The organism is Kushneria marisflavi (assembly GCF_002157205.1).
Taxonomy (GTDB): Bacteria; Pseudomonadota; Gammaproteobacteria; order Pseudomonadales; family Halomonadaceae; genus Kushneria; species Kushneria marisflavi.
Window position 1 is genome coordinate 3,345,989 of record NZ_CP021358.1, and the last position, 20,580, is coordinate 3,366,568.

The following is a 20,580-nucleotide window of genomic DNA, read 5'->3' on the forward strand; positions in this document are numbered from 1 at the left end:
TCCATGGCTGCTTAGCGCCTAGACCAGCCGCAGATACCAGTCATATTCCAGCGCGCTGACGGTGCGCTGCGCCAGCGCTCGCTCGGCCTGTCGGTTGGCATAGTAGATATGCTGAAAGGCTCGCCCGAGTCGCTCGCCCAGTACGTCACTTTCCATCCACAGCTCCAGCGCCACGCCCCAGGAGTCGGGCAGGGTGGCCTCGAGCTGGGTGTAGGCGTTGCCCTCGATCGGCGCCGGCGGTGTCAGCGCTTCATCGAGCCCGTGCGCCATGGACGCCAGCAGTACCGCACACAGCAGATAAACGTTGACGTCGGCACCAGCGACACGATGTTCAAGTCGCGTGGCGGCTGTCGGCCCTGAGGGAATGCGTACCGCTACCGAGCGATTATCCAGCCCCCAGGAAGGCGTCATCGGTACGTAAAGCCCGGGCTGAAAACGGCGAAAGGCATTGAGGTTGGGGGCACAGATCGCCATCGAAGCCGGCATCAGTTCCAGGACGCCCGCGATGGCCTGATGCAGCAGCGCGCTGCCCATGGGGTTTTTGTCCTCGGCGGCAAAGACGTTGCGGCCCTGTTCATCGAGCAGGCTGATATGCACGTGGGTGCCGCTGCCGGCTTCGTTGCCCCAGGGTTTAGCCATGAAGGTCGCCTCGAACCCCTGTTGCTGAGCCACCCCCTTGATGGCGCGCTTGAGCATGACGGCGTCATCACAGGCGCGCAGTGCGTCGCTGCGGTGGCGCAGGTTAATCTCGAACTGACCCGGTGCGCACTCCTTCAGCGCCGTATCCAGCGGGAGCCCCTGCTGGGTACAGGCCTCGTGAATGGCGTCGATGAAGTCGGCGTATTCATCAAGTTCGCTGATCGAGTAGAGCTGGCTGGAGCGTGCACGCTCACCGGTCAGCGGCGAGCGTGGCGGCTGAGGCTGGCCGCGGTCATTGCGCTCTGCGTCAAGCAGGTAGAACTCCTGCTCGATGGCGATCACCGGCGTCAGCCCCTGACGGGTAAAGCCTTCAAGCACCCGTGCCAGCACCTGACGCGGGTCGGCATGCCAGCCGCTACCGTCGGGCTCCACCATCGTCATCAGAAGCTGCGCCGTCGGCGTGCGCTGATGCCAGGAGACCGGCACCAACGTACCGCCGATCGGCAAGCAGGCCCGATCACCATCACCGCTGTCGAGCCCCAGACCTGTTTCCTCAACCGTATTGCCGGTGATATCGAGTGCAAAAATGGAAGCCGGTAGATTGATGCCGCTGCTATAGGCCTCTTCAAGGCTTGAGCGCGGAATGCGCTTGCCGCGCAGCACGCCATTGAGATCACTGATCAGGACATCGATCTGGGTAATATCAGGATGATCTTCCAGAAACTGGCGTGCTTCATGGGTATCAACGGCAAGGGTATCGGTCATGATCAAGCGGCTCAGGTGAAACAGGATATGTTCAAGGATACTACGCAAGCGGTGCGCAAATTGCAGCGCTATCTCGAACGGATGCCAGCGTGAGTCATGTGCGTTCGGGCAGTGCCTGACGCAGCGTACTTGCGATCAAGGGCGCCCAGGGCAGGGCATTCATCACTGACAGGGTATCGCGCACGCTGGGGACGCCGCTTAGAAAGCGGATGAGTCGATCGGTCGAGGCATTTTCGAACAGTATCCGATAGAACTCGGGGGCGCGCTCGGGGTGACGTGCCAGCGTGCTCATGAAGATACGATCCAGATGCGGCAGTATCCGTCCTGGTCGGGCGCCTGCCGGCGGCTGCCCCTTGAGCAGTGCATCGGCGCACTCATCGGCCCAGCGCTGAATGGCATGAAAGGCGTAGCCGGTGGCGGCGCGCATGGCACCGCCATAGGCACCGGTGACGACCACCGAGAGGCCGTTGGCGCGCGTCGGCGGCGCCATGGGTAGCGTGCCGGTTTCACGGCGCAGTGCCTGCCAGCCCCCCGTGCCAAAACGGGTTTCCAGATAATTTTCCAGTTTGCCCTGAAGCGTAATCGGGCTGGTGGGTGGCCGACCAAAGCGTGTCCACTCGAAAAGAGCCTGATCCGGCGCGTAGGGCAACACATAGAGAAAGTCGATGCCGGCCTGCGGGTCATCGCTGACACGAAAGTCCATCAGCTCGGCGTGCTGGGGGATGTTGTCGGCCTGGACGTTGATGCCGGCGAAATCCTGCCACAGCCACGGCGAGGCCAGCGGTTTCGGATGCGGACGCGTGTCCACGCCGAAACGGGCCTGAATCGTCTCGCCACTTTCCAGCGTCACGGTCACGCCGTCTTCGCGATCTTCGACGTCGACTGCATGGTCCTGCATTCTTGCGATGGATGGGTGCGCCTCAACAGCGGCCAGCGTTCGGCTATAAAAACGCTCGGCTTCGAGCATTTCATAGGGGTAGCGCCGGCTTTTAACCGTGGTGCTGGCCTCCCGGGTATGAAGCGTCAGGTCATGCCAGCGGGCGCGAACATCATCCTGAAAGGGGTGCGCGGTAACCGGCCAGCCACACCAGGTGCGGTCGTTGGTGTAGTCACCGCGCGGGTCGATGATCAGGGTGCGCGGTGCTCCCTGGTGCTGGGCGAGTCGATAGGCAAGGCTCAGCCCGGCGCAGCCGCCGCCGAGAATCACGAGATCAAGGGCATCAGTGCTCATGACGCATCAAGTGCATGGGCGCCGGGCAGGTCGGCAATGTGGCGATGCAGCGACGCATCGTGGCTGTCGCGGTGGCTGGCACTGATGGCACCGCGGCCACCGAGACGGCGGGCGGCGATCCATGCCTTGCCCGGCAGCGAGACGTGGACGCGCCCCTGCCACCAGGCCAGACGTTCGTGGCGCAGGCGCAGGCCGATGGCGCGATAGACGTCGGCGGCCACGGCAATGGCACGCCGGTTTTTGCCGGGAATACGGTCAAAGCCGTCGGCGGCGCTGGCGTAATAGGTCTCGGCCAGGGTCAGCAGACGATCAATGGCGCGAGCGACCCGCGCGCGCTGATCATGATCGGCACGCATCATCTCTTCAGGTGACAAATGATCCACCCAGTCGGCCGGCAGGTAGCGGCGGCCCATGCCGGCGTCTTCTCGCACATCGCGGGCAATGTTGGTCATCTGCATCGCCAGTCCCAAATCGATGCCGTGGGGAATGGCGCTGTCATCGGCACCGACCACCGGACACATCAACACACCAACGGCTCCGGCCACGCCGTAACAGTAGCGCATCAGTTCCCGCTCATCGCCAATCAGGGCCGGGGTACGAACATCTTCGATCAGGGCATCGATCAGCGCCACGGCTGCGCGAGTATCCAGCCCACGCCGTGTTTGAAGGTCGATCAGCACATGCGTGAGCGGGTCATGGCCGCTGCCGGCCAGGAGCTCGCGGCGCACGGTCATCAGACGCGCATGGGCGCTTTCGTTCTCGGCGTCAGTGGGCATGTCCTGATCGGCCAGATCATCCAGCTCGCGACAGACCATGTATAGAAGCGCAGCGTCGTGGGCATCGTCTCGCTCCATGAAGTAGCTGGCGAAGCGAAACGACTTGCCGTGTCTGGCCAGAATGGCCTCGGCACTGGCGTGCTGGGCGGACTGCGTCATGCGTCGGCATCCGGCAGCAGGTGATCCACCACTTTGGCGCTCGACAGCACGCCCGGCAGCCCGGCGCCAGGATGGGTGCCGGCGCCGGTAAGGTAAAGGTTTTCCAGCACTTCGCTCTTGTTATGAAAGCGAAACCACGCCGACTGGCGGAAAATGGGCGCAATCGAAAAGCCGGTGCCATGCATTGAGAGATAGCGCTCGCTGAAATCCTGCGGGGTCATATGAAAGCGGGTGACGATCGATTCGCGAAAGCCCGGCATCGTGGTGCGATCGAGCGCATCGATGATGGCATTGCCGAGTTTGTCGCCTTCGCGTGACCAGTCTACATTGCCCTGCAGGTTCGGCACCGGAGCGAGGATGTAGAAGGAATCACAGCCAGGCGGCGCAAAGGAGGGGTCGGTCGCGGTCGGGCGATGGGCATAGAGCGAGAAGTCGTTGGCCAGCACGCGATGTTCGAAAATATCCTCAAGCAGCTCACGATAGCGCTGGCCCATCCAGATGGTGTGATGCTCGGCCTGAGGAAACTGCCGGTTGGTGCCGACATAGAGCACGAAAAGGCCCATCGAATATTTGGCGCCGGCCAGCTTGAGTTTCGCGCTGGTCGAGACCTGGTCCACCATGTGGGTATATAGATGCGCCGCATCGGCGTTGCTGATGACCACGTTGGCCGGCAGCTTCTCACCGCTTTCAAGTTCCACGCCGTTGGCACGCCCGTGCTCACTCAGGATGCGCTTGATGGTGGTGCCAGTCTCGATGGTGATGCCGACATCGCGCATCAGCTTCTCAAGTGCCGCCACCAGCGCGCCGGTCCCCCCCATGGGGAAGTGCACGCCCCATTTGCGCTCAAGCCAGGGGATCAGGCCGTAGATGCTGGTGGTCCGAAAGGGATTGCCGCCCACCAGCAGCGGTGGAATCGAAAAGGCCTGACGCAGGCTGTCATCCTCGATGTGGGCACAGACCATCTGCCATACCGATCGATAGCTTTTCAGTTTCAAAAGGGCCGGAATCTGCGCGGCCATGGTCGAGAACTGATGAAAGGGGCGGTCGGCAAGCTGCTCGAAGCCGATCTCGAAGATCTCTTTTGAGGTTTTTAAAAGGTTCTGATAGCCCTGAACGTCGCGCTCGTTGAAGCGGCGTATGCTGGCGAGCGTCGCCGACATGTCAGTGCCGTAATCGAAGGTGCGCCCATCTTGGAAATAAAACTGATACCAGATGTCGAGCGCGACCATCTCGACATAGTCCTCCAGGCGTTTGCCGAAAAGTTCAAAGAGCTCCTCGAACAGAAAGGGCGCGGTGATCACCGTAGGGCCGGCGTCAAAGCGAAAGCCCTGATCGGTAAAGACCTGGGCCCGACCGCCAAGCGATTCACAGCGTTCAATGAGCGTGACGTCATAGCCCTTTTTGCGCGCCCGCAGGGCGGCAGCCATGCCGCCAAATCCACCGCCGATCACCAGAGCACGGCTCATGAGCGGCCACCCGTGACGCTGATCAGTTTCTCCTCGAGTCGATGAGCTTCCTCGATCAGAGCCTGTCCGCAGCCGTCGGGCAGGGTGCCTGCCAGCTGGCGCGTGCGGTTCAGATGGTGGCGACCGTAATCCAGCGCCGAGGCCATTGGGGTGGCATCGCCACGGTTGCCCAGCGCGTGAAGCATATTGCAGGCACCTTGCTGTTGATCGGTCATGTCGCTGTCAAAATCCTCGATGTCATCGATAAGCTGGTAGATCGTGGCAAACGTCAGCGCCGCCTCGCGGGCGTTGTGGATGGCGCTTTCATGGCCGGTCAGCAAAAGCGGCGCCTCAAGCGAGAGCGCAAACAGCGGGCCGGACTTGCCGCAGGCAGCCTGGCTGCACTGCTCGAAGTCGGGCTCGGGGCCCATCGCCAGGCTGAAGCATTCGGCCTGGCCGTGAATGGTGGTCTGGACGTGATAATGCACGCAGGACAGCAGCACTGGCAGACGTTCGGCATGAGGGCTCAGCCCGCTCATCAGGCCGTAGGCGGCGGAAATGAACAGATCACCCAGACAGATCGCCACACCTTCGTTCCAGACGCGCCAGACGCTTCGCTGGCCGCGTCGCATGCTGTCGTGGTCGAGCACGTCGTCGTGGATGAGGGATGCGTTGTGTAAAAGCTCGCTGATGCAGGCACAGATCAACGCCTGTTCATGGGCAAGCCCCAGCGCCCGGCCGGTGTGATAGCCCAGCCGGGCACGCAGATAGCCACCGGCGGCAGTCAGGTGGTGATTGATGGCATCACGAATCATGCCCTGGCGGTCGTCATCCTTGAGCGCCTGCGTCAGGGTGGTGTGAATGTCATGATTGAGAGAGGCGTATGGTACGTCCTCTACGGAGTGGCGTTCGACGATCGGAGACGTCAGGCCGGTCATGAATTTCTCCTTGTCTGACGCGCGATTGCGACCGACATCCATTGTTGTGGTCACCTGGCGCTTGCGTGTAAACGCCAGGTCATTCATTGATACAGGACAATAAAAGGGGTTACTCCAAAATAGCCGAAAAGCACGGTGCCTGTCATGGTCGCTGAAAGGGTAGATGGGCTGTCTCTGGTTTGCAGGCAATCCTTCCGCACGTGCTGGTGGCGCGCTTCGAAGGAGCTTGCCAGGCTCATTGCACATTCTTGATCTCAGGATTTTATGGGTCCGGTCGCACAGGAGGCAGAGATGGCCAATCCAACACTTTTGATTACAGGCGCGTCCACCGGCATCGGTGAGGCCAGCGCCCGCCATGCGGCACAGGCCGGCTATAACGTGGCACTGGCAGCGCGCAGTACCAAACGTCTTGAAACACTGGCCGAATCTCTTGAGCAGGAATACGGCGTTCGTTCGATGGCGTTTACCTGCAATGTCCAGTCGTGGGAGGCACAGGAGCAGCTGGTGGCCTCGGTGGTTGAGCATTTCGGTGGTCTGGACGCCGTGTTTGCCAATGCAGGGCGTGGTCTTGAGGGACGGGGCTATGGGGGCAGTGACCCGGAAGAGTGGCGCGAGGTACTGCTGACCAACGTGCTGGGACCAGCGCTGACGGTACGTGCGGCCATGGCCGAGCTTAAAAAGCGCCGTGGGCATGTGCTGATCACGGGGTCCGTTGCCGGACGCCGGGTCATGCCGGGCTCCTTTTACGGCGCGACCAAAAGCGCCGTGCAGAGCATGGCCTACAATCTGCGCGAGGAGGTGAAGGGCAGCGGCATGCGGGTCACGCTGATCGAGCCGGGCGTGGTGGATACGCCCTTTTTCGATGAGCCGCAGGAAAATGCCCTGACGCCGGATGACATTGCCCGCTCGGTGGTTTTTGCATTGACCCAGCCAAAACACGTGGAAGTCCACGATATGTGCATTTTGCCGACCCCACCGATCGAGGAGTGATGGCCCGTTGTGGCCGCTCGGTAATGATGTGATCAAAAAGACATGAACGATAGGAAAAAGGGGCGCCTGCTGGCGCCCCTTTTGTGCTCGGTGCTTACTTGCGTCATGTCTTGTTGTGATGGCAAGAGACTACAGCAGGGCGTCAAGCTTTTCCTTGAGCATGGCGTTGACCTGCGGCGGGTTGGCCGTACCGCGTGAGGCCTTCATGACCTGACCGACGAAAAAGCCGATCATCTTGCCGCGCTTGTCTTCGGTCGCTTCGCGGTACTGGGTCACCTGTACCGGGTTATCGGTAATGACCTGATCGCACAGGGATTCGATGGCACCGGTATCGGTGACCTGCTTGAGGCCGCGGGCGTCGATAATCTCGTCGGCCGTCTCGCCCTTGCACTCCCACAGATCGGCAAAGACCTGCTTGGCCGCCTTGCCGTTGATGGTGTCATCGGCCAGACGCATGAGCAGACCACCGAGCTGCTCGGCGCTGACCGGGCTTTCGGTAATGTCAAGTCCATCCCGGTTGAGTCGACCCAGCAGATCGCCCTGTACCCAGTTGGCCGCGAGCTTGGCATCCCCGCAGTGTTGCTGCACGGCTTCAAAATACTCGGCCAGTGGGCGTGAGCCGGTCAAAACGTCGGCATCGTAGGTAGACAGCCCAAGGGCGTCGACAAAGCGCTGACGCTTCTCGCTCGGCAGCTCCGGCAGGAGCGAACGCTGATGCTCGACATAGGCTTCATCCAGCATCAGGGGCAGCAGATCGGGGCAGGGGAAGTAACGATAGTCGTTGGCTTCCTCCTTGGTTCGCATCGAGCGCGTTTCGTCCAGATCCGGGTTGTAGAGCCGGGTTTCCTGAACGACGACGCCCCCTTCCTCAAGAATCTCGCTCTGGCGCTCGATTTCATAGGCGATGGCGCGCTCGACGAAGCGAAAGGAGTTGACGTTCTTGATCTCGGCGCGGGTGCCCAGCTTTTCCTGGCCCTTCGGGCGCAGCGAGACGTTGACGTCGCAGCGCATCGAGCCTTCAGCCATGTTGCCATCCGAAATGCCCAGATAGGTCACGATGGCATGAATGGCGCGAATATAGGCAGAAGCCTCTTCGGCACTGTGCATGTCGGGCTCGGAGACGATTTCCAGAAGTGGCGTGCCGGCCCGATTGAGATCAATGCCGGTCATGCCGCTGTAGTCTTCATGCAGCGACTTGCCGGCATCCTCCTCAAGGTGGGCATGATGGATGCGCACCGTCTTGACCGTACCATCGCCCAGGGTGATGTCGACTTCGCCGCGGCCGACCACCGGATGGGCCATCTGACTGGTCTGGTAGCCCTTGGGAAGGTCCGGGTAAAAATAGTTCTTGCGCTCGAACACCGAGTATTCAGGGATCTCGGCATTGATGGCCAGGCCAAAGCGCACTGCCATGGCCACGGCGTTTTCGTTGAGCACCGGCAGCGTGCCCGGCAGTCCGAGGTCGATGCCGCAGGCCTGGGTATTGGGCTCGGCGCCAAAAGCGGTCGAGGCGCCGGAAAAGATTTTCGAGCAGGTCGAAAGCTGCACGTGGACTTCAAGCCCGATCACGACTTCCCACTGCATGTTGTTACTCCTTGATCTCGGGCCGGCGCTGATGCCAGTCCGTGGCCTGCTGATAGACATGCGCCACGTTGAGAAGATGGGCCTCGCCGAAATGCGGTCCCAGAATCTGAAGGCCTACCGGACGATTGTCGACCAGACCGGCAGGTACGCTGATACCCGGGATGCCGGCCAGGTTGATGGCGATGGTGTAGATATCCTGCAGATACATCTGCACCGGGTCGGCCCTGGACCCCAGCTCAAACGCCGTCGTCGGCGCAGCCGGTCCCATGAGCACATCCACACGGGCAAAGGCGTCGAGGAAATCCTGACGGATCAGGCGGCGAATCTGCTGTGCCTTGCGGTAGTAGGCATCGAAAAAGCCTTCGGAGAGGGTGTGTGTGCCGATCAGGATGCGGCGCTTGACCTCGTCCCCGAAGCCTTCGGCGCGGGTACGCTTGTAGAGGTCTTCGAGATCGACCGGGTCTTCGCAGCGATACCCAAAGCGCACGCCATCATAGCGTGACAGGTTCGCGGAGGCCTCGGCCGGGGCGATGACGTAATAGGCCGGAATCGCCATGCTGGTATGCGGCAGGCTGACATCGATGACCTGGGCACCAAGGGATTCATACACTCGGACCGCTTCGCGCACTGCTGTCTCGACTTCGGGCGCCAGACCTTCACCGAAGTATTCAACCGGCAGACCGATCTTGAGGCCGTTGAGCGGCTTGTCCAGCCCCTGGGTGTAGTCAGGCACGTTGCGTGACACGCTGGTGGAGTCACGCGCGTCATGACCGGCCATGGCATTCATCAGCATCGCACAGTCTTCGGCCGTACGGGCCATGGGACCTGCCTGATCAAGACTCGAGGCGTAGGCGATCATGCCGTAGCGCGAGACACGCCCGTAGGTCGGCTTGAGACCGGTAATACCACAAAAGGCCGCCGGCTGACGGATTGAACCGCCGGTATCGGTGCCCAGTGCAGCCGGAACGAGACCGGCCGCGACGGCGGCTGCACTGCCGCCTGATGAACCGCCGGGAACCAGCGTCGGGTTCCAGGGGTTTTTGACCGGACCGTAATAGCTGTTTTCGTTGGACGAGCCCATGGCGAACTCGTCCATGTTGGTCTTGCCAAGGCTGACCGTGCCGGCGTGGCGAAGCTTTTCCACCACGGTGGCGTTGTAGGGGGCGATGAAGTTATCCAGCATCTTCGAGCCGGCACTGGTGCGTACGCCCTCGGTGCAGAAAATGTCCTTGTAGGCCAGCGGCAGACCGCTGAGGATGCCGGCCTCGCCCTTGTGACGCAGGGCATCGGCAGCCTCGGCCTCCTTGATGGCCTGCTCGCCGGTGACAGTGATAAAGCTGTTGAGCGCGGGGTCATGGCGCTTGATGCGCTCAAGCAGCGAACTCGTCAGCTCACGACTGGAAAAGTCACCGGCAGCTAGGCCGCGGGCCAGTTCGGCAAGTGTCTTGTCATGCATGGGGGCTTTTAACTCCTTGGCTGCCCGGGGTCGGGGCAGTATCTCTGATCTGTCGCATGTCAGGCCGGTCAGGGGGCGTCAGTCAATCACTCAACCACGCGCGGCACCAGATAAAGGCCGTCTGCCGTGGCCGGGGCGATCTTCTGGAAGGTGTCGCGGCGGTCAGCTTCGATTGCCTCGTCGGCACGCAGTGGCTGGGTAGCATCCAGCGGGTGAGACAGCGGTGCGACACCGTCGGTGTCGATCTCGGAAAGCCGGTCTACCATCTCGAGAATGCGAGACAGATCATCGACATAGCGTTCCGCCTGGGCATCACTCACGCCCAGACGGGCCAGATGCGCTGCGCGCAGAACATTGGCGTGTTCAATAGCCATGGCGGTTCTACCTTTGAACAATGCAGGGTTGAATTGCAAAAGCGTGACGTCCGACTTCTGATCGGGCTGCATAAAACCAACAAAAAGAAGGGAGGCCACATTGTAGGAAGAAGGTATCATAAGCAGCGACAGCATGGCAGGCGGGCTGCTTGCCGCATCATGACGGCGATGATACCGTTTGCATCCGCACAAGTTCCGGTCTGGCCCAGGTGAAAGACTTTCATGTTTAAACGTTTACGGGGGTTGTTTTCCAGTGATCTGTCGATCGATCTGGGAACGGCCAATACTCTGATTTATGTACGTGGTCGCGGTATCGTGCTTGATGAACCCTCGGTCGTGGCCATTCGCCAGTCCGGCAGCATGAGAAGCGTGGCCGCTGTTGGCCTTGATGCCAAACGGATGCTGGGGCGTACGCCCGGCAACATCACAGCCATTCGTCCGATGAAGGACGGCGTCATTGCCGACTTCACCGTCACCGAACAGATGCTGCAGTATTTCATTCGAAAGGTGCATCAAAGCACCTTTTTGACGCCCAGCCCTCGCGTACTGGTGTGTGTTCCCTGCATGTCGACGCAGGTTGAGCGTCGCGCCATCAAGGAATCTGCCGAAGGGGCAGGTGCCCGTGAAGTCTTTCTGATCGAGGAGCCGATGGCGGCTGCGATCGGCGCCGGTCTGCCGGTCGAGGAAGCTACTGGTTCGATGGTGGTTGATATCGGTGGTGGTACGACCGAAATCGCCATCATTTCGCTGTCCGGCGTGGTCTATTCCGAATCCGTGCGTGTGGGCGGTGACCGGTTTGATGAAGCCATCACGGCCTACGTGCGTCGTCATTATGGCAGCCTGATCGGCGAAGCCACGGCCGAGCGCATCAAGGAAGAGATCGGCTGCGCCTGGCCCGGCGGTGAGCTGCGCGAGATCGATGTTCGAGGACGTAATCTTGCCGAAGGTGTTCCGCGCAGCTTTACCCTGAACTCCAACGAGATTCTGGATGCCCTGCAGGAGCCGCTGGCCTCGATCGTGGCCGTGGTCAAGAGCGCACTGGAACAGTCGCCTCCGGAGCTTGCCTCCGACATTGCCGATCGTGGTCTGGTGATCACCGGCGGTGGCGGTCTTCTGCGCGATATCGACAAGCTGATTGCCGAAGAGACCGGACTGCCGGTCATTATTGCCGAGGACCCGCTGACCTGTGTGGCCCGCGGTGGCGGCAAGGCGCTTGAAATGATCGATCAGCACACCTTCGAACTGCTGTCTACCGACTGATGTCAGCGGCAGCCGGCGCCCTTGCGCCGGCTGCATACGGTTCGCGGGAGGAAGGCCTATCAAACCGCTTTTTTCGCACGGTCCCATTCCCGGTTACCGAATGATCCTATGCGTCATTCTGGCGTCTTTTTTAATGTTTGCCGACCAGCGCATGAGCTGGATGGATGACGTGCGTGCCCAGATTTCCACTGTGGTCGCCCCGGTTCAGTGGGTGGTTAGCCTGCCAGCACGAGGCCTGAGTCTGGCCTCTCTGGCACTGAGCGATCAGACCCGGCTCGTCAATGAAAATCGCCGGCTTCGCGAGCGACTTCTGACCCTGTCACAGCGCGTTCAGCGCATGGCCAGTCTTTCCGAGGAAAACGCCCGTCTGCGTGAGCTTTTGAAGGCCGCGCCGCGTCAGGAAATTCCCTGGCTGACGGCAGGGCTTTTAACGCTCGACAATGATCCCTTCCTGCAGCAGATGATCATCGATCGTGGCCAGCAAAGCGGCGTATACAGCGGTCAGCCGGTGGTGGATTCGGCAGGGCTGGTTGGGCAGATCATTTCGGTGTCGCGCTATTCAAGCCGGGTACTTTTGATTACCGATGCCAGTCACTCGGTGCCTGTCCAGATCAATCGCAATGGTCTGCGTTTTATCGCGCGCGGTGCCGGTCAGCCCGATCATCTGACGCTGGATAATGTGCCCAATAATACTGATATCCGCGAGGGTGACCTGCTGGTGACCTCGGGGCTGACCGGTCGTTTTCCGGAAGGCTATCCGGTAGCACGCGTCAGCCGGATCGTGCGCAACGCCGGTACTCCCTTCGCCACCGTGGAGGTCAAGCCCGTCGCGCAACTTGATCGCAGCCGCAATTTCCTGTTGCTGTTTACTCATGATCAGCTCAAGCCCACCCGTCAGCGGCTGAGTCCCGAGGCCGTCGATGCGGCCCTTCAGGTGGTTCGCCCTGGTCGTCAGGAGACGCGTCAATGAGAGGCTATTCGGCGGTCATTCCACTGTCCTTTCTGTGTGGCCTGATCCTTCAGGTCATGCCCCTGCCTGAAGAGTGGCTTCTGTGGCGGCCCAACTGGGTGGGACTGATCCTGATCTACTGGTGCATCATCACGCCATATCGTGTCGGCGTCTTTCATGGTTTTTTAATCGGCATGTTGATCGATCTTTTGCAGGGCACGCCGCTGGGGGAGAACGCTCTGCTATATGCCACCATCGCCTTTTTGACGCTGCTGCTGTATCAGCGCATGCGGATCTACGCGCTCTGGCGACAGGCCATGCTGGTCACGATCGTGTTGGCTCTGATGCAGCTTTTCGAGCAGTGGCTGCGGGCCATTTTGCTTGGGGCGCCACTTCATCTCGAGTTTGTCTATGCAGCGCTTCTGGGTGGCATACTATGGCCCTGGCTGTTTACCCTGATGCAGATCGTACGACGACGCTTTGCCTCCTTTTGATTTCCGTTCGCTTTTGCCAGACCAGCTACCGTTCGGTGAGTCGGGGCGCCCCTTGCAGCCCTTTTTTCGGATATTCCATACGCATGTCATCGCCTGATCTGATTCTTGCCTCGGCGTCCCCCAGGCGCCTTGAACTGCTCTCGACCATTGGGGTGACCGCGCGCGCGTGTCCGGTGGATCTGGATGAAACGCCGCAGCCCGATGAGCCTGCCTATGACTATGTGGTGCGCCTGGCCCGTGAAAAGGCGCTGGCCGGTCAGCGGGCGCTTGCCACGACACTGCCGGTTTTGGGCGGCGACACTGCGTTGTCGCTGGATGGTCAGATTCTGGGCAAGCCGATCCATGATGAGCAGGCCCGCTCGTGGCTTCGCCGCCTGTCGGGCCGTTCGCATCAGGTGATCAGCGCCGTGGCCGTGACCGGTCCTGCCGGGCTTTTCGAGGCCTGCGTGATCAGCGACGTTCATTTTCGAGTGATGGAAGCGCGCGAAATCAACGCTTATGTTGGTAGTGGTGAAGGACGCGACAAGGCCGGTGGCTATGCGCTTCAGGGCGGTGCGGCGATGTTCGTCTCACGCATTGAGGGCAGCTGGTCGGGCATTGTCGGTCTTCCCCTGTGCGAAACCGCGCAGCTGCTCGCACGACAGGGCGTGACCCCATGGATGGATGATCGTGACGGCGAACGGGAGGGACGTTGTGAGCGGTGAAATCCTGATCAACATGACGCCTATGGAAACCCGGGTGGCCGTGGTCGAAAACGGCGTGCTGCAGGAGGCCTGGATCGAACGGGACCAGTGCCGGGGCATCGTCAGTAATATCTATATGGGCAAGGTTGTGCGTGTCCTGCCGGGCATGCAGGCGGCCTTTGTCGATATCGGCCAGAGCCGAACGGCCTTTATTCACGCACATGAGCTGATGCCCGCCGGGCATCCCGGGCAGGAAGCCGCGCCGATTCGAACGCTGGTGCATGAAGGGCAGGCGCTGGTGGTGCAGGTCATCAAGGACCCCATGGGTACCAAGGGCGCGCGACTGACCACCCAACTTTCGATTCCCTCACGCTATCTGGTGTATATGCCGGGGGCAGCGTATACCGGCGTTTCCCAGCGCATTGAAGATGAGACGGAGCGCGAGCGCCTTCGGGACATGGTCAACGCTCAGGCCAGCGCCCGGGACGGTCTGGTCGGGGGCTTTATTATCCGTACGGCGGCCGAAGGGGTCGATGAGCCGTCGCTGGCCGCCGACATGCAGTTTCTGCTCAGACTGTGGCGCAAGATTGATGTGGCGCGCCGGGACACGAAAGCGCCGGCGGTGCTTTACGAGGATCTGGCATTACCGACCCGCACGCTTCGCGATGTCATGCGCGAGGGCATCGAGCGCATTCGGATCGATTCGCGGGAAACCCACGATCGGCTGCGTGATTTCGCCCGTGAGCTGATGCCGGCGCTGGAGTCCTGCATCGAATATTATCCGGGCGAGCGACCCATCTTTGATCTCTTTTCAGTCGAGGATGAGCTGCAGCGCGCGCTGGAGCGCCGTGCCGATCTCAAGTCCGGCGGCTATCTGATCATCGATCAGACCGAGGCCATGACCACCATTGACGTCAATACCGGCGCCTTTGTGGGGCATCGCAACCTCGAAGAGACCATTTTCAAGACCAATCTGGAAGCGGCCACGGCGATTGCCCGACAGCTCCGCCTGCGCAACCTGGGCGGCATCATCATTATCGATTTCATCGATATGCTCGACAGCGATCATCAGCGTCAGGTGCTTAGGGTGCTGGAAAAGGCGCTCGAGCGAGACTATGCCCGAACCCGACTGTCCGGCGTCACCGAGCTGGGTCTGGTTCAGATGACGCGCAAGCGGACCCGGGAAAGTCTGGAGCACGTACTCTGCGAGGCATGCCCGGTGTGCAAGGGGCGCGGTACGCTCAAGACACCCGAGACCGTCTGCTACGAGATCTTTCGTGAAATCATGCGCGAGGAGCGGGCCTATTCGCCGGAGACCTATCTGGTCATGGCGGCCCAGAGCGTGGTAGACAGGCTGCATGAAGAGGAATCGACGGCGGTGGCGGACCTGGAAAGCTTTATCGGCAAGACCATCCGTTTCCAGGTGGAACAGCACTATTGTCAGGAGCAGTACGACATCGTACTGATGTGATCATGTCTTCGCTTCGAATCCTGACGCGCTGGCTGCTGACCCTGCTGGCGATCATTTTACTGCTGCTGGCGGTGATCACCACATCACTGCGTCTTGGCGTGCTGAATCAGCCCAACGTGCAGCAGCAGGTGCTCGAGCTGCTGGACCTTCCGGCGCAATATCATGTGCGCTGGCAGGACCTGCGTATTGAGCTCGAAGGGCGTGATCTGGTGGTGGCGCTGAACAATCTCGCGCTGGATGGCGATAAGGGGACGCGCTCGCTGGTCTCGCTGGGGTCGCTGGAGACGCATCTCGATGTGTTTGACCTGCTGAAAGGGCAGCCCCTGAAGCTCTCTTCCCTTCGTGCGCGAGAGGCCACACTCGATCTCTATGAGACCGCGCCGGGTCAGTGGGGGTGGGGGCCTTCCCGGAAGGATAACAACGATAAGCCCCTTGAATTCACTCCCGAGCGTCTGACGGCATGGGTCGAGTCGCTGATGCAGCAATCGGCCGATTTCGAGAATGGCCGTATCAACTTTCATCCCCGCTCGACGGAGGAGGCTTCAGACGATCAGGCCCCTGATGAGGCCTCGCTCGGACACGCCTTGCTGTTGCTCGATCGGGTGACGATCGGCAAGGCCGGAAACGGTACGCGCACGATGGCGGCTTCGGCGCGTTGGGAAGGCGCCGATGAGGCCGGCTTCAGACTGGCGGGTCGCTTCGATGATGTCTCATCACTGGATGGGCAGCTCCAGGTCAATGTCGATGCCGAGCAGGCTCGCCGTCTGGCGACGCTCTGGGACGGGCTCTGGCCGAATTACGATTTCGAAAATGCTCGCGGGCAGGCTTCGCTCTGGGCGAGCTGGCAAAAGGGCGCCATGACATCTGCCAGGCTGTCGCTCAACGTGCCCGAACTTTCCGGCACGCATCATGACTCGGCCTTCACCCTCAATGACCTGGCGCTGGAAGCCGGCATCAAACAAACACCGGACGGCCGCTGGCACGGCGGTATCGAAAAGCTGGGGCTCGCACGTGAGGGGCAGGCACTCTCGCTGCTGCCTAAAGCCGTTGAACTTGATGCCTCAAGTGATTTTGCCGATTTCAGCGTGACCACCACGCCGCTGGCGCTCGACGATCTCTCGGCCATTTCGGATCTGTTGCCATTGCCGGACGGAGAAAGTCGCCGGATGCTGGCCGGCATGGCGCTCAAGGGCCGCGTAGAGGGTGTTTCCATTCGCCGCACCAGGGGCGGCCCCATTGAAACACGTGCAGCACTTCAAAATGCCTCTGGGCAGCCCGTGCAGCAGATCCCGGGATTCGGACCGGTGGACGGCTGGCTGACGGCCGAGGGACTTGATGCGCAGATACAGTTTGGTGCGCGCGAAACCGTATTGAACCTGCCCAGGGTCTTCCTGACGCCGTGGACGCTTGAAAACGTTAGCGGTCGGCTGTTCTTCAGTGTTGGTGACGATGGCGAGATTCGCTTTGGCGGTCGCGATATTGAGCTTGAACATCGAGGGGCCAACGCTCAGGGCGACTTTGCCCTGACGGCACCGCCGGGCAAGCCCGAGCGGTTTAACATGGATGTTGCCTTCGAAAATGTTTCCACCACCAGGCCAAGAGAGTGGCTGCCCGTACGTGCCATTGAGGACCCCGAGGTGCGGGTCTGGCTGGATAAGCGCATCCACCGTGCCGACATTCCAAAAGGGAATGTGGCGCTGCGGCTGGTGTTCAATGATGACCGCCCTAAGGCGCCCGATGAAGACAAGGTCAAGCTGTCGGTCGAGGCGCGCAATGTCAGCATGACCTGGCAGGAGGGCTGGCCGCCGGTTACCGCCCTTGATGGTCGTTTTACCATGTCGGGCGACAATTTTGATGCCGACATTACCCATGCCAACCTGATGGGCATGGTATCGCGTGGGGCAAAGGCCGCGCTTCACGATCAGCAGTTTACGCTCTCGGCGCTGGTGACCGGTGATGCGGGAAATCTACTGTCACTATTACAGAAGGCCCCGCTTGAAGATCAGTCCCTGAGCGAGACGCTCGATACCTGGCGCACCAGCGGTAGCCTGATCGGCTCGGTCAACGTGTCCCTGCCGACGACGGATCCGGAGGCAGTCACCATCGATGGCGATGCCCTGCTGAGCGGCAGCACGCTGTATTCGAAAGAGTCGGATCTGACCGTAACTGATATCGAGGGTCATGCCCATTATGGCTATCGCCATCAGCAAAGCAGCATTACCGGCACGCTGGATGCTCGCGTTTTTGAAGGGCCGGTCAGGGCACGATTGCGCCTGATGGACGGCGGTATCGATATTTCGGGGCATGGCTATGCAGAAGGCGTGGCCGGCTGGCTGGGACTTGAGAATATCATTCCCATTGTTCATGGCCCGATCGACTACACGGCGCAGATCACACTGGGTGATGGCGGTGCGCAGATCCATGTGCAGACGCCGCTGAAAGGACTGTCACTACAGCTGCCTCAACCCTTTCAGAAATCCCCGGATACGCCGCTGCCGCTAACGCTGGACGTTGATGTGGGCAGCGGTGCCGGCGAGCTTGAAGTGGGCGATCTGGTGCGAGCGCGCTGGCGTCATAACAGCCATCAGGGGCAGGTCTGGCTGGAACAGATGCCGCCCGATGGCATTGCCTGGCCCGATCAGGAGCACTGGCAGGTCAACTGGCATGCCGATCGGCTGGATCTGGTGGCCTGGCAGCTGGCCATTTCACAGCTCTCGGATACTGCCGATGACAACAGCCGCCGCCGACGCCCGGATGCGCCGTCGCAGAAAATTTCGCCCATTGAACGCATCTCGGTCGATACTGACTGTGTTCTGTTTGGAGTGACCTGCCTTGGCAGCGCTCGAGGGGTCGGTGTTGTGCAGGGGAACGACTGGCACGCCAGCGTGGACAGCTCCTTTTTGAGCGGGACAGCGGACTGGCGTGACAATCCGGCATTACCGGTGGCCGTTCATATCGACTGGCTGGATCTGACCCCGCTCATGACCGAGGCCAAACGCACCAGCGAGACAGCCGAGGGGTCAGGCAAGGGCGCTGACAAGACGCTGACCGCCTATCCGCAAGGGCTGGCGAGTCTTGGGGATGGCGAGTTTGACATTGATCAGGTGCGACTCGACGGGCGCACTCTGGGCAGTCTTTCGGGCCGCTGGCACTCTGATGATCAGCGCATCGATATCTCGCCGTTACGGATTCGCATGAGCGACCTGGATGCCGACGGAGAGCTGGTGTGGGAGCAGGCCGGTACTCTGCCCAGCCTGAGTCGTCTTCGTCTTGATGCCAGTGCGGGAGACCTGGGTAAAACCATGGCCTCTCTGGGCGTTGATAATGTTTTGCAGACCGATCAGGCCAGTATCCACACGAAGCTGGCCTGGCCGGGGGCACCGTGGCAATTCGATGTGACAAGCGTTGACGGCAGCATCGGTGCAGAGCTTGGCAGTGGGCGGCTGACCTTTGTTCAGTCACGCTGGGCCAATCTGGTGTCACTCCTGAATCTGGATAACCTGATACGACGATTGCAATTCAATTTCTCGGATGTCACTCGCTCCGGGATTGCCTTTAAATCGGTCAAGGCCCACGCGACGCTGCATGATGGCGTGATACGCACGGTCGACCCGGTCCTTTTTGATGGCTCTGCTACCCATTTTTCCGTGGCTGGACAGGTGGATATACCGGCACGTACGCTGGATGCCCATCTGTGGGTCACCGTGCCGGTGACCCAGAACCTGCCGCTGGCCGCTGTATTGGTGGGCGCCCCTCAGGTGGGTGGTGTGCTTTATCTATTACACAAGCTGTTCGAGCCCTGGCTGGACCGGGTATCGCAGGTTCATTATCACGTGGCGGGTCCATGGGAGACGCCACAGGTCAAGCTGGAGCATACGCGCTGATGACAATGCCATCCCCTTCGGACACTCGATCGAATGACGCCCGGGCCCTGCTGCTCGAGGCTCACGGGCTTGATGATGCAGCGCTCAATGAGGGCCTTGAAAGCGCCATGGGGCCGGGCATCGACTTTGCCGACATCTTTTTACAGCGCAGCTGGCGCGAGTCCTGGGCGCTGGAAGACGGTGAGGTCAAGGAAGCCGGTTACAGCATCGACAGCGGCCTGGGCATTCGGGCGCAGCATCATGAGCAGACCGGCTTTGCCTATTCCAATCAGTTGAGTCGCGAAGCCATTGCCAGCACGGCGCATACCGCCTCCCTGATCGTGCGTGCCGGTCAGCGCACGCCGCCGGTCGCGGTCGAGGCGCCAGTGACTGTTGTCCCACGCTATGACAGTGCCAATCCGCTTGATTCGCTGGGCGCCGACGACAAGGTCGCCATGCTCCAGCGTGCCGACCGGATTGCACGGTCTGCGGATCCGGCCGTGACGCGGGTCAGCGTCTCCCTGAGTGCCTCCTATGACGCGGTGATGGTGCAAAACAGTGATGGCACCCAGGCGCTGGACTTACGCCCATTGGTGCGCTTTAACGTGTCGGTGATTGCCACGCGTGATGGGCGTCGGGAGCGCGGCAGTGCCGGTGGTGGCGGTCGCTTTTCACTGACGCAGTTCGTACGCCAGGATGTGGCTGATCAGTATGCCAGGGAAGCCGTTCGTCAGGCGCTGGTCAATCTGGAGGCCATTGACGCGCCGGCCGGTCAGTTGCCGGTGGTGCTGGGTAATGGCTGGCCCGGCGTATTGCTGCATGAGGCTGTAGGACATGGTCTTGAAGGTGACTTTAACCGTCGGGGCAGCTCGGCGTTCAGCGGGCGGATCGGTGAGCAGGTTGCCGCACGTGGCGTAACTGTTGTGGATGATGCCACCTGCGAGGGCGGGCGAGGGTCACTCAGCGTTGATGACGAAGGCACGCCCGGACAGTATACGCCGCTCATCGAGGACGGCATTCTGACCGGCTACATGCAGGATCGTCTCAATGCGCGTCTGATGGGCATGGCGCCGACCGGCAACGGGCGGCGCGAATCCTACGCGCATCTGCCGATGCCGCGCATGACCAATACCTACATGCTCGCAGGCGAGCATGACCCCGAAGAGATTATCGCCTCGGTGGACCATGGCATTTATGCCTCAAGCTTTGGCGGCGGGCAGGTCGACATTACCTCGGGTCGCTTTGTCTTCTCGGCAAGCGAGGCCTATCTGATCGAGAACGGCAGGATTACCACTCCGGTACGCGGCGCGACATTGATCGGTAACGGCCCCGAGTCGATGGGACGCATCTCGATGATCGGCAACGATCTGGCGCTGGATACCGGAGTGGGAGTATGTGGCAAGGACGGTCAGTCCCTGCCGGTGGGCGTCGGCCAGCCCACCCTGAAGCTCGATGCCATGACGGTCGGCGGCACTTCCGGTTAAAGCGGCCGACCTGGTGCAT

Annotated in this window: 16 protein-coding genes; 8 read left to right on the top strand and 8 right to left on the bottom strand. The window is 61.0% G+C overall.

All coding sequences use genetic code 11. The features are described from left to right. Positions 1-18: 18 nt before the first annotated feature. The 5 genes from B9H00_RS15185 to B9H00_RS15205 form a co-directional block, all read right to left on the bottom strand. On the bottom strand, positions 19-1,404 hold the full coding sequence (locus B9H00_RS15185) for a glutamine synthetase family protein (protein ID WP_086901358.1): 1,386 nt from the start codon (positions 1,402-1,404) through the stop codon (positions 19-21). Positions 1,405-1,498: 94 nt separating this feature from the next. Further along, positions 1,499-2,635, bottom strand: coding sequence for a lycopene cyclase family protein (locus B9H00_RS15190; RefSeq protein ID WP_086901359.1), 1,137 nt, complete (start codon positions 2,633-2,635; stop codon positions 1,499-1,501). Further along, entirely contained in the window at positions 2,632-3,570 is a 939-nt protein-coding gene (locus B9H00_RS15195) for a phytoene/squalene synthase family protein (RefSeq protein WP_086901360.1), read from the bottom strand. Before B9H00_RS15195 ends, B9H00_RS15190 begins: the two co-directional genes overlap by 4 nt. Further along, positions 3,567-5,036 (bottom strand): phytoene desaturase family protein, encoded by a 1,470-nt coding sequence (crtI, locus tag B9H00_RS15200; RefSeq protein ID WP_086901361.1) that lies wholly within the window; start codon positions 5,034-5,036, stop codon positions 3,567-3,569. Before crtI ends, B9H00_RS15195 begins: the two co-directional genes overlap by 4 nt. After that, positions 5,033-5,953, bottom strand: coding sequence for a polyprenyl synthetase family protein (locus B9H00_RS15205; RefSeq protein WP_157663233.1), 921 nt, complete (start codon positions 5,951-5,953; stop codon positions 5,033-5,035). The genes crtI and B9H00_RS15205 overlap by 4 nt, the downstream gene beginning before the upstream one ends. A 291-nt stretch (positions 5,954-6,244) precedes the next feature. Here B9H00_RS15205 and B9H00_RS15210 point away from each other — a divergent pair, with 291 nt between their 5' ends. Further along, positions 6,245-6,943, top strand: a complete 699-nt coding sequence (locus tag B9H00_RS15210) for an SDR family oxidoreductase (protein WP_086901362.1) — start codon at positions 6,245-6,247, stop codon at positions 6,941-6,943. A gap of 129 nt (positions 6,944-7,072) precedes the next feature. Here the strand turns inward: B9H00_RS15210 and gatB are convergent, their stop codons facing one another. The 3 genes from gatB to gatC all read right to left on the bottom strand — a co-directional run bounded on the left by gatB (position 7,073) and on the right by gatC (position 10,357). After that, positions 7,073-8,527: an Asp-tRNA(Asn)/Glu-tRNA(Gln) amidotransferase subunit GatB gene (gatB, locus tag B9H00_RS15215; protein WP_086901363.1), complete on the bottom strand. Its 1,455-nt coding sequence runs from the start codon at positions 8,525-8,527 to the stop codon at positions 7,073-7,075. A 4-nt stretch (positions 8,528-8,531) separates the two neighbouring features. Next, on the bottom strand, positions 8,532-9,983 hold the full coding sequence (gene gatA, locus B9H00_RS15220) for an Asp-tRNA(Asn)/Glu-tRNA(Gln) amidotransferase subunit GatA (protein WP_086901364.1): 1,452 nt from the start codon (positions 9,981-9,983) through the stop codon (positions 8,532-8,534). 86 nt (positions 9,984-10,069) lie between these two features. Next, positions 10,070-10,357: an Asp-tRNA(Asn)/Glu-tRNA(Gln) amidotransferase subunit GatC gene (gene gatC / locus B9H00_RS15225; RefSeq protein WP_086901930.1), complete on the bottom strand. Its 288-nt coding sequence runs from the start codon at positions 10,355-10,357 to the stop codon at positions 10,070-10,072. Positions 10,358-10,579: 222 nt separating this feature from the next. On the opposite strand from gatC, the gene B9H00_RS15230 reads away from it, so the two are divergent. The 7 genes from B9H00_RS15230 to tldD all read left to right on the top strand — a co-directional run bounded on the left by B9H00_RS15230 (position 10,580) and on the right by tldD (position 20,561). Then, complete coding sequence (locus B9H00_RS15230; protein ID WP_086623148.1) at positions 10,580-11,617, top strand: rod shape-determining protein; 1,038 nt, start codon at positions 10,580-10,582, stop codon at positions 11,615-11,617. A gap of 100 nt (positions 11,618-11,717) precedes the next feature. Further along, positions 11,718-12,587: a rod shape-determining protein MreC gene (mreC, locus tag B9H00_RS15235; protein ID WP_086901365.1), complete on the top strand. Its 870-nt coding sequence runs from the start codon at positions 11,718-11,720 to the stop codon at positions 12,585-12,587. Continuing rightward, positions 12,584-13,060: a rod shape-determining protein MreD gene (mreD, locus tag B9H00_RS15240; RefSeq protein ID WP_086901366.1), complete on the top strand. Its 477-nt coding sequence runs from the start codon at positions 12,584-12,586 to the stop codon at positions 13,058-13,060. The genes mreC and mreD overlap by 4 nt, the downstream gene beginning before the upstream one ends. Positions 13,061-13,143: 83 nt before the next feature. Continuing rightward, complete coding sequence (locus B9H00_RS15245; RefSeq protein WP_086901367.1) at positions 13,144-13,764, top strand: Maf family protein; 621 nt, start codon at positions 13,144-13,146, stop codon at positions 13,762-13,764. Then, positions 13,754-15,214 carry a ribonuclease G gene (gene rng / locus B9H00_RS15250; RefSeq protein ID WP_086901368.1) on the top strand — a complete coding sequence of 487 codons (1,461 nt, stop codon included), beginning with the start codon at positions 13,754-13,756 and terminating at the stop codon, positions 15,212-15,214. The genes B9H00_RS15245 and rng overlap by 11 nt, the downstream gene beginning before the upstream one ends. 2 nt (positions 15,215-15,216) lie before the next feature. Next, complete coding sequence (locus tag B9H00_RS15255) at positions 15,217-19,098, top strand: YhdP family phospholipid transporter (protein ID WP_086901369.1); 3,882 nt, start codon at positions 15,217-15,219, stop codon at positions 19,096-19,098. Positions 19,099-19,103: 5 nt separating this feature from the next. Continuing rightward, positions 19,104-20,561, top strand: a complete 1,458-nt coding sequence (tldD, locus tag B9H00_RS15260; RefSeq protein ID WP_236944429.1) for a metalloprotease TldD — start codon at positions 19,104-19,106, stop codon at positions 20,559-20,561. The last annotated feature ends 19 nt before the right edge of the window (positions 20,562-20,580 follow it).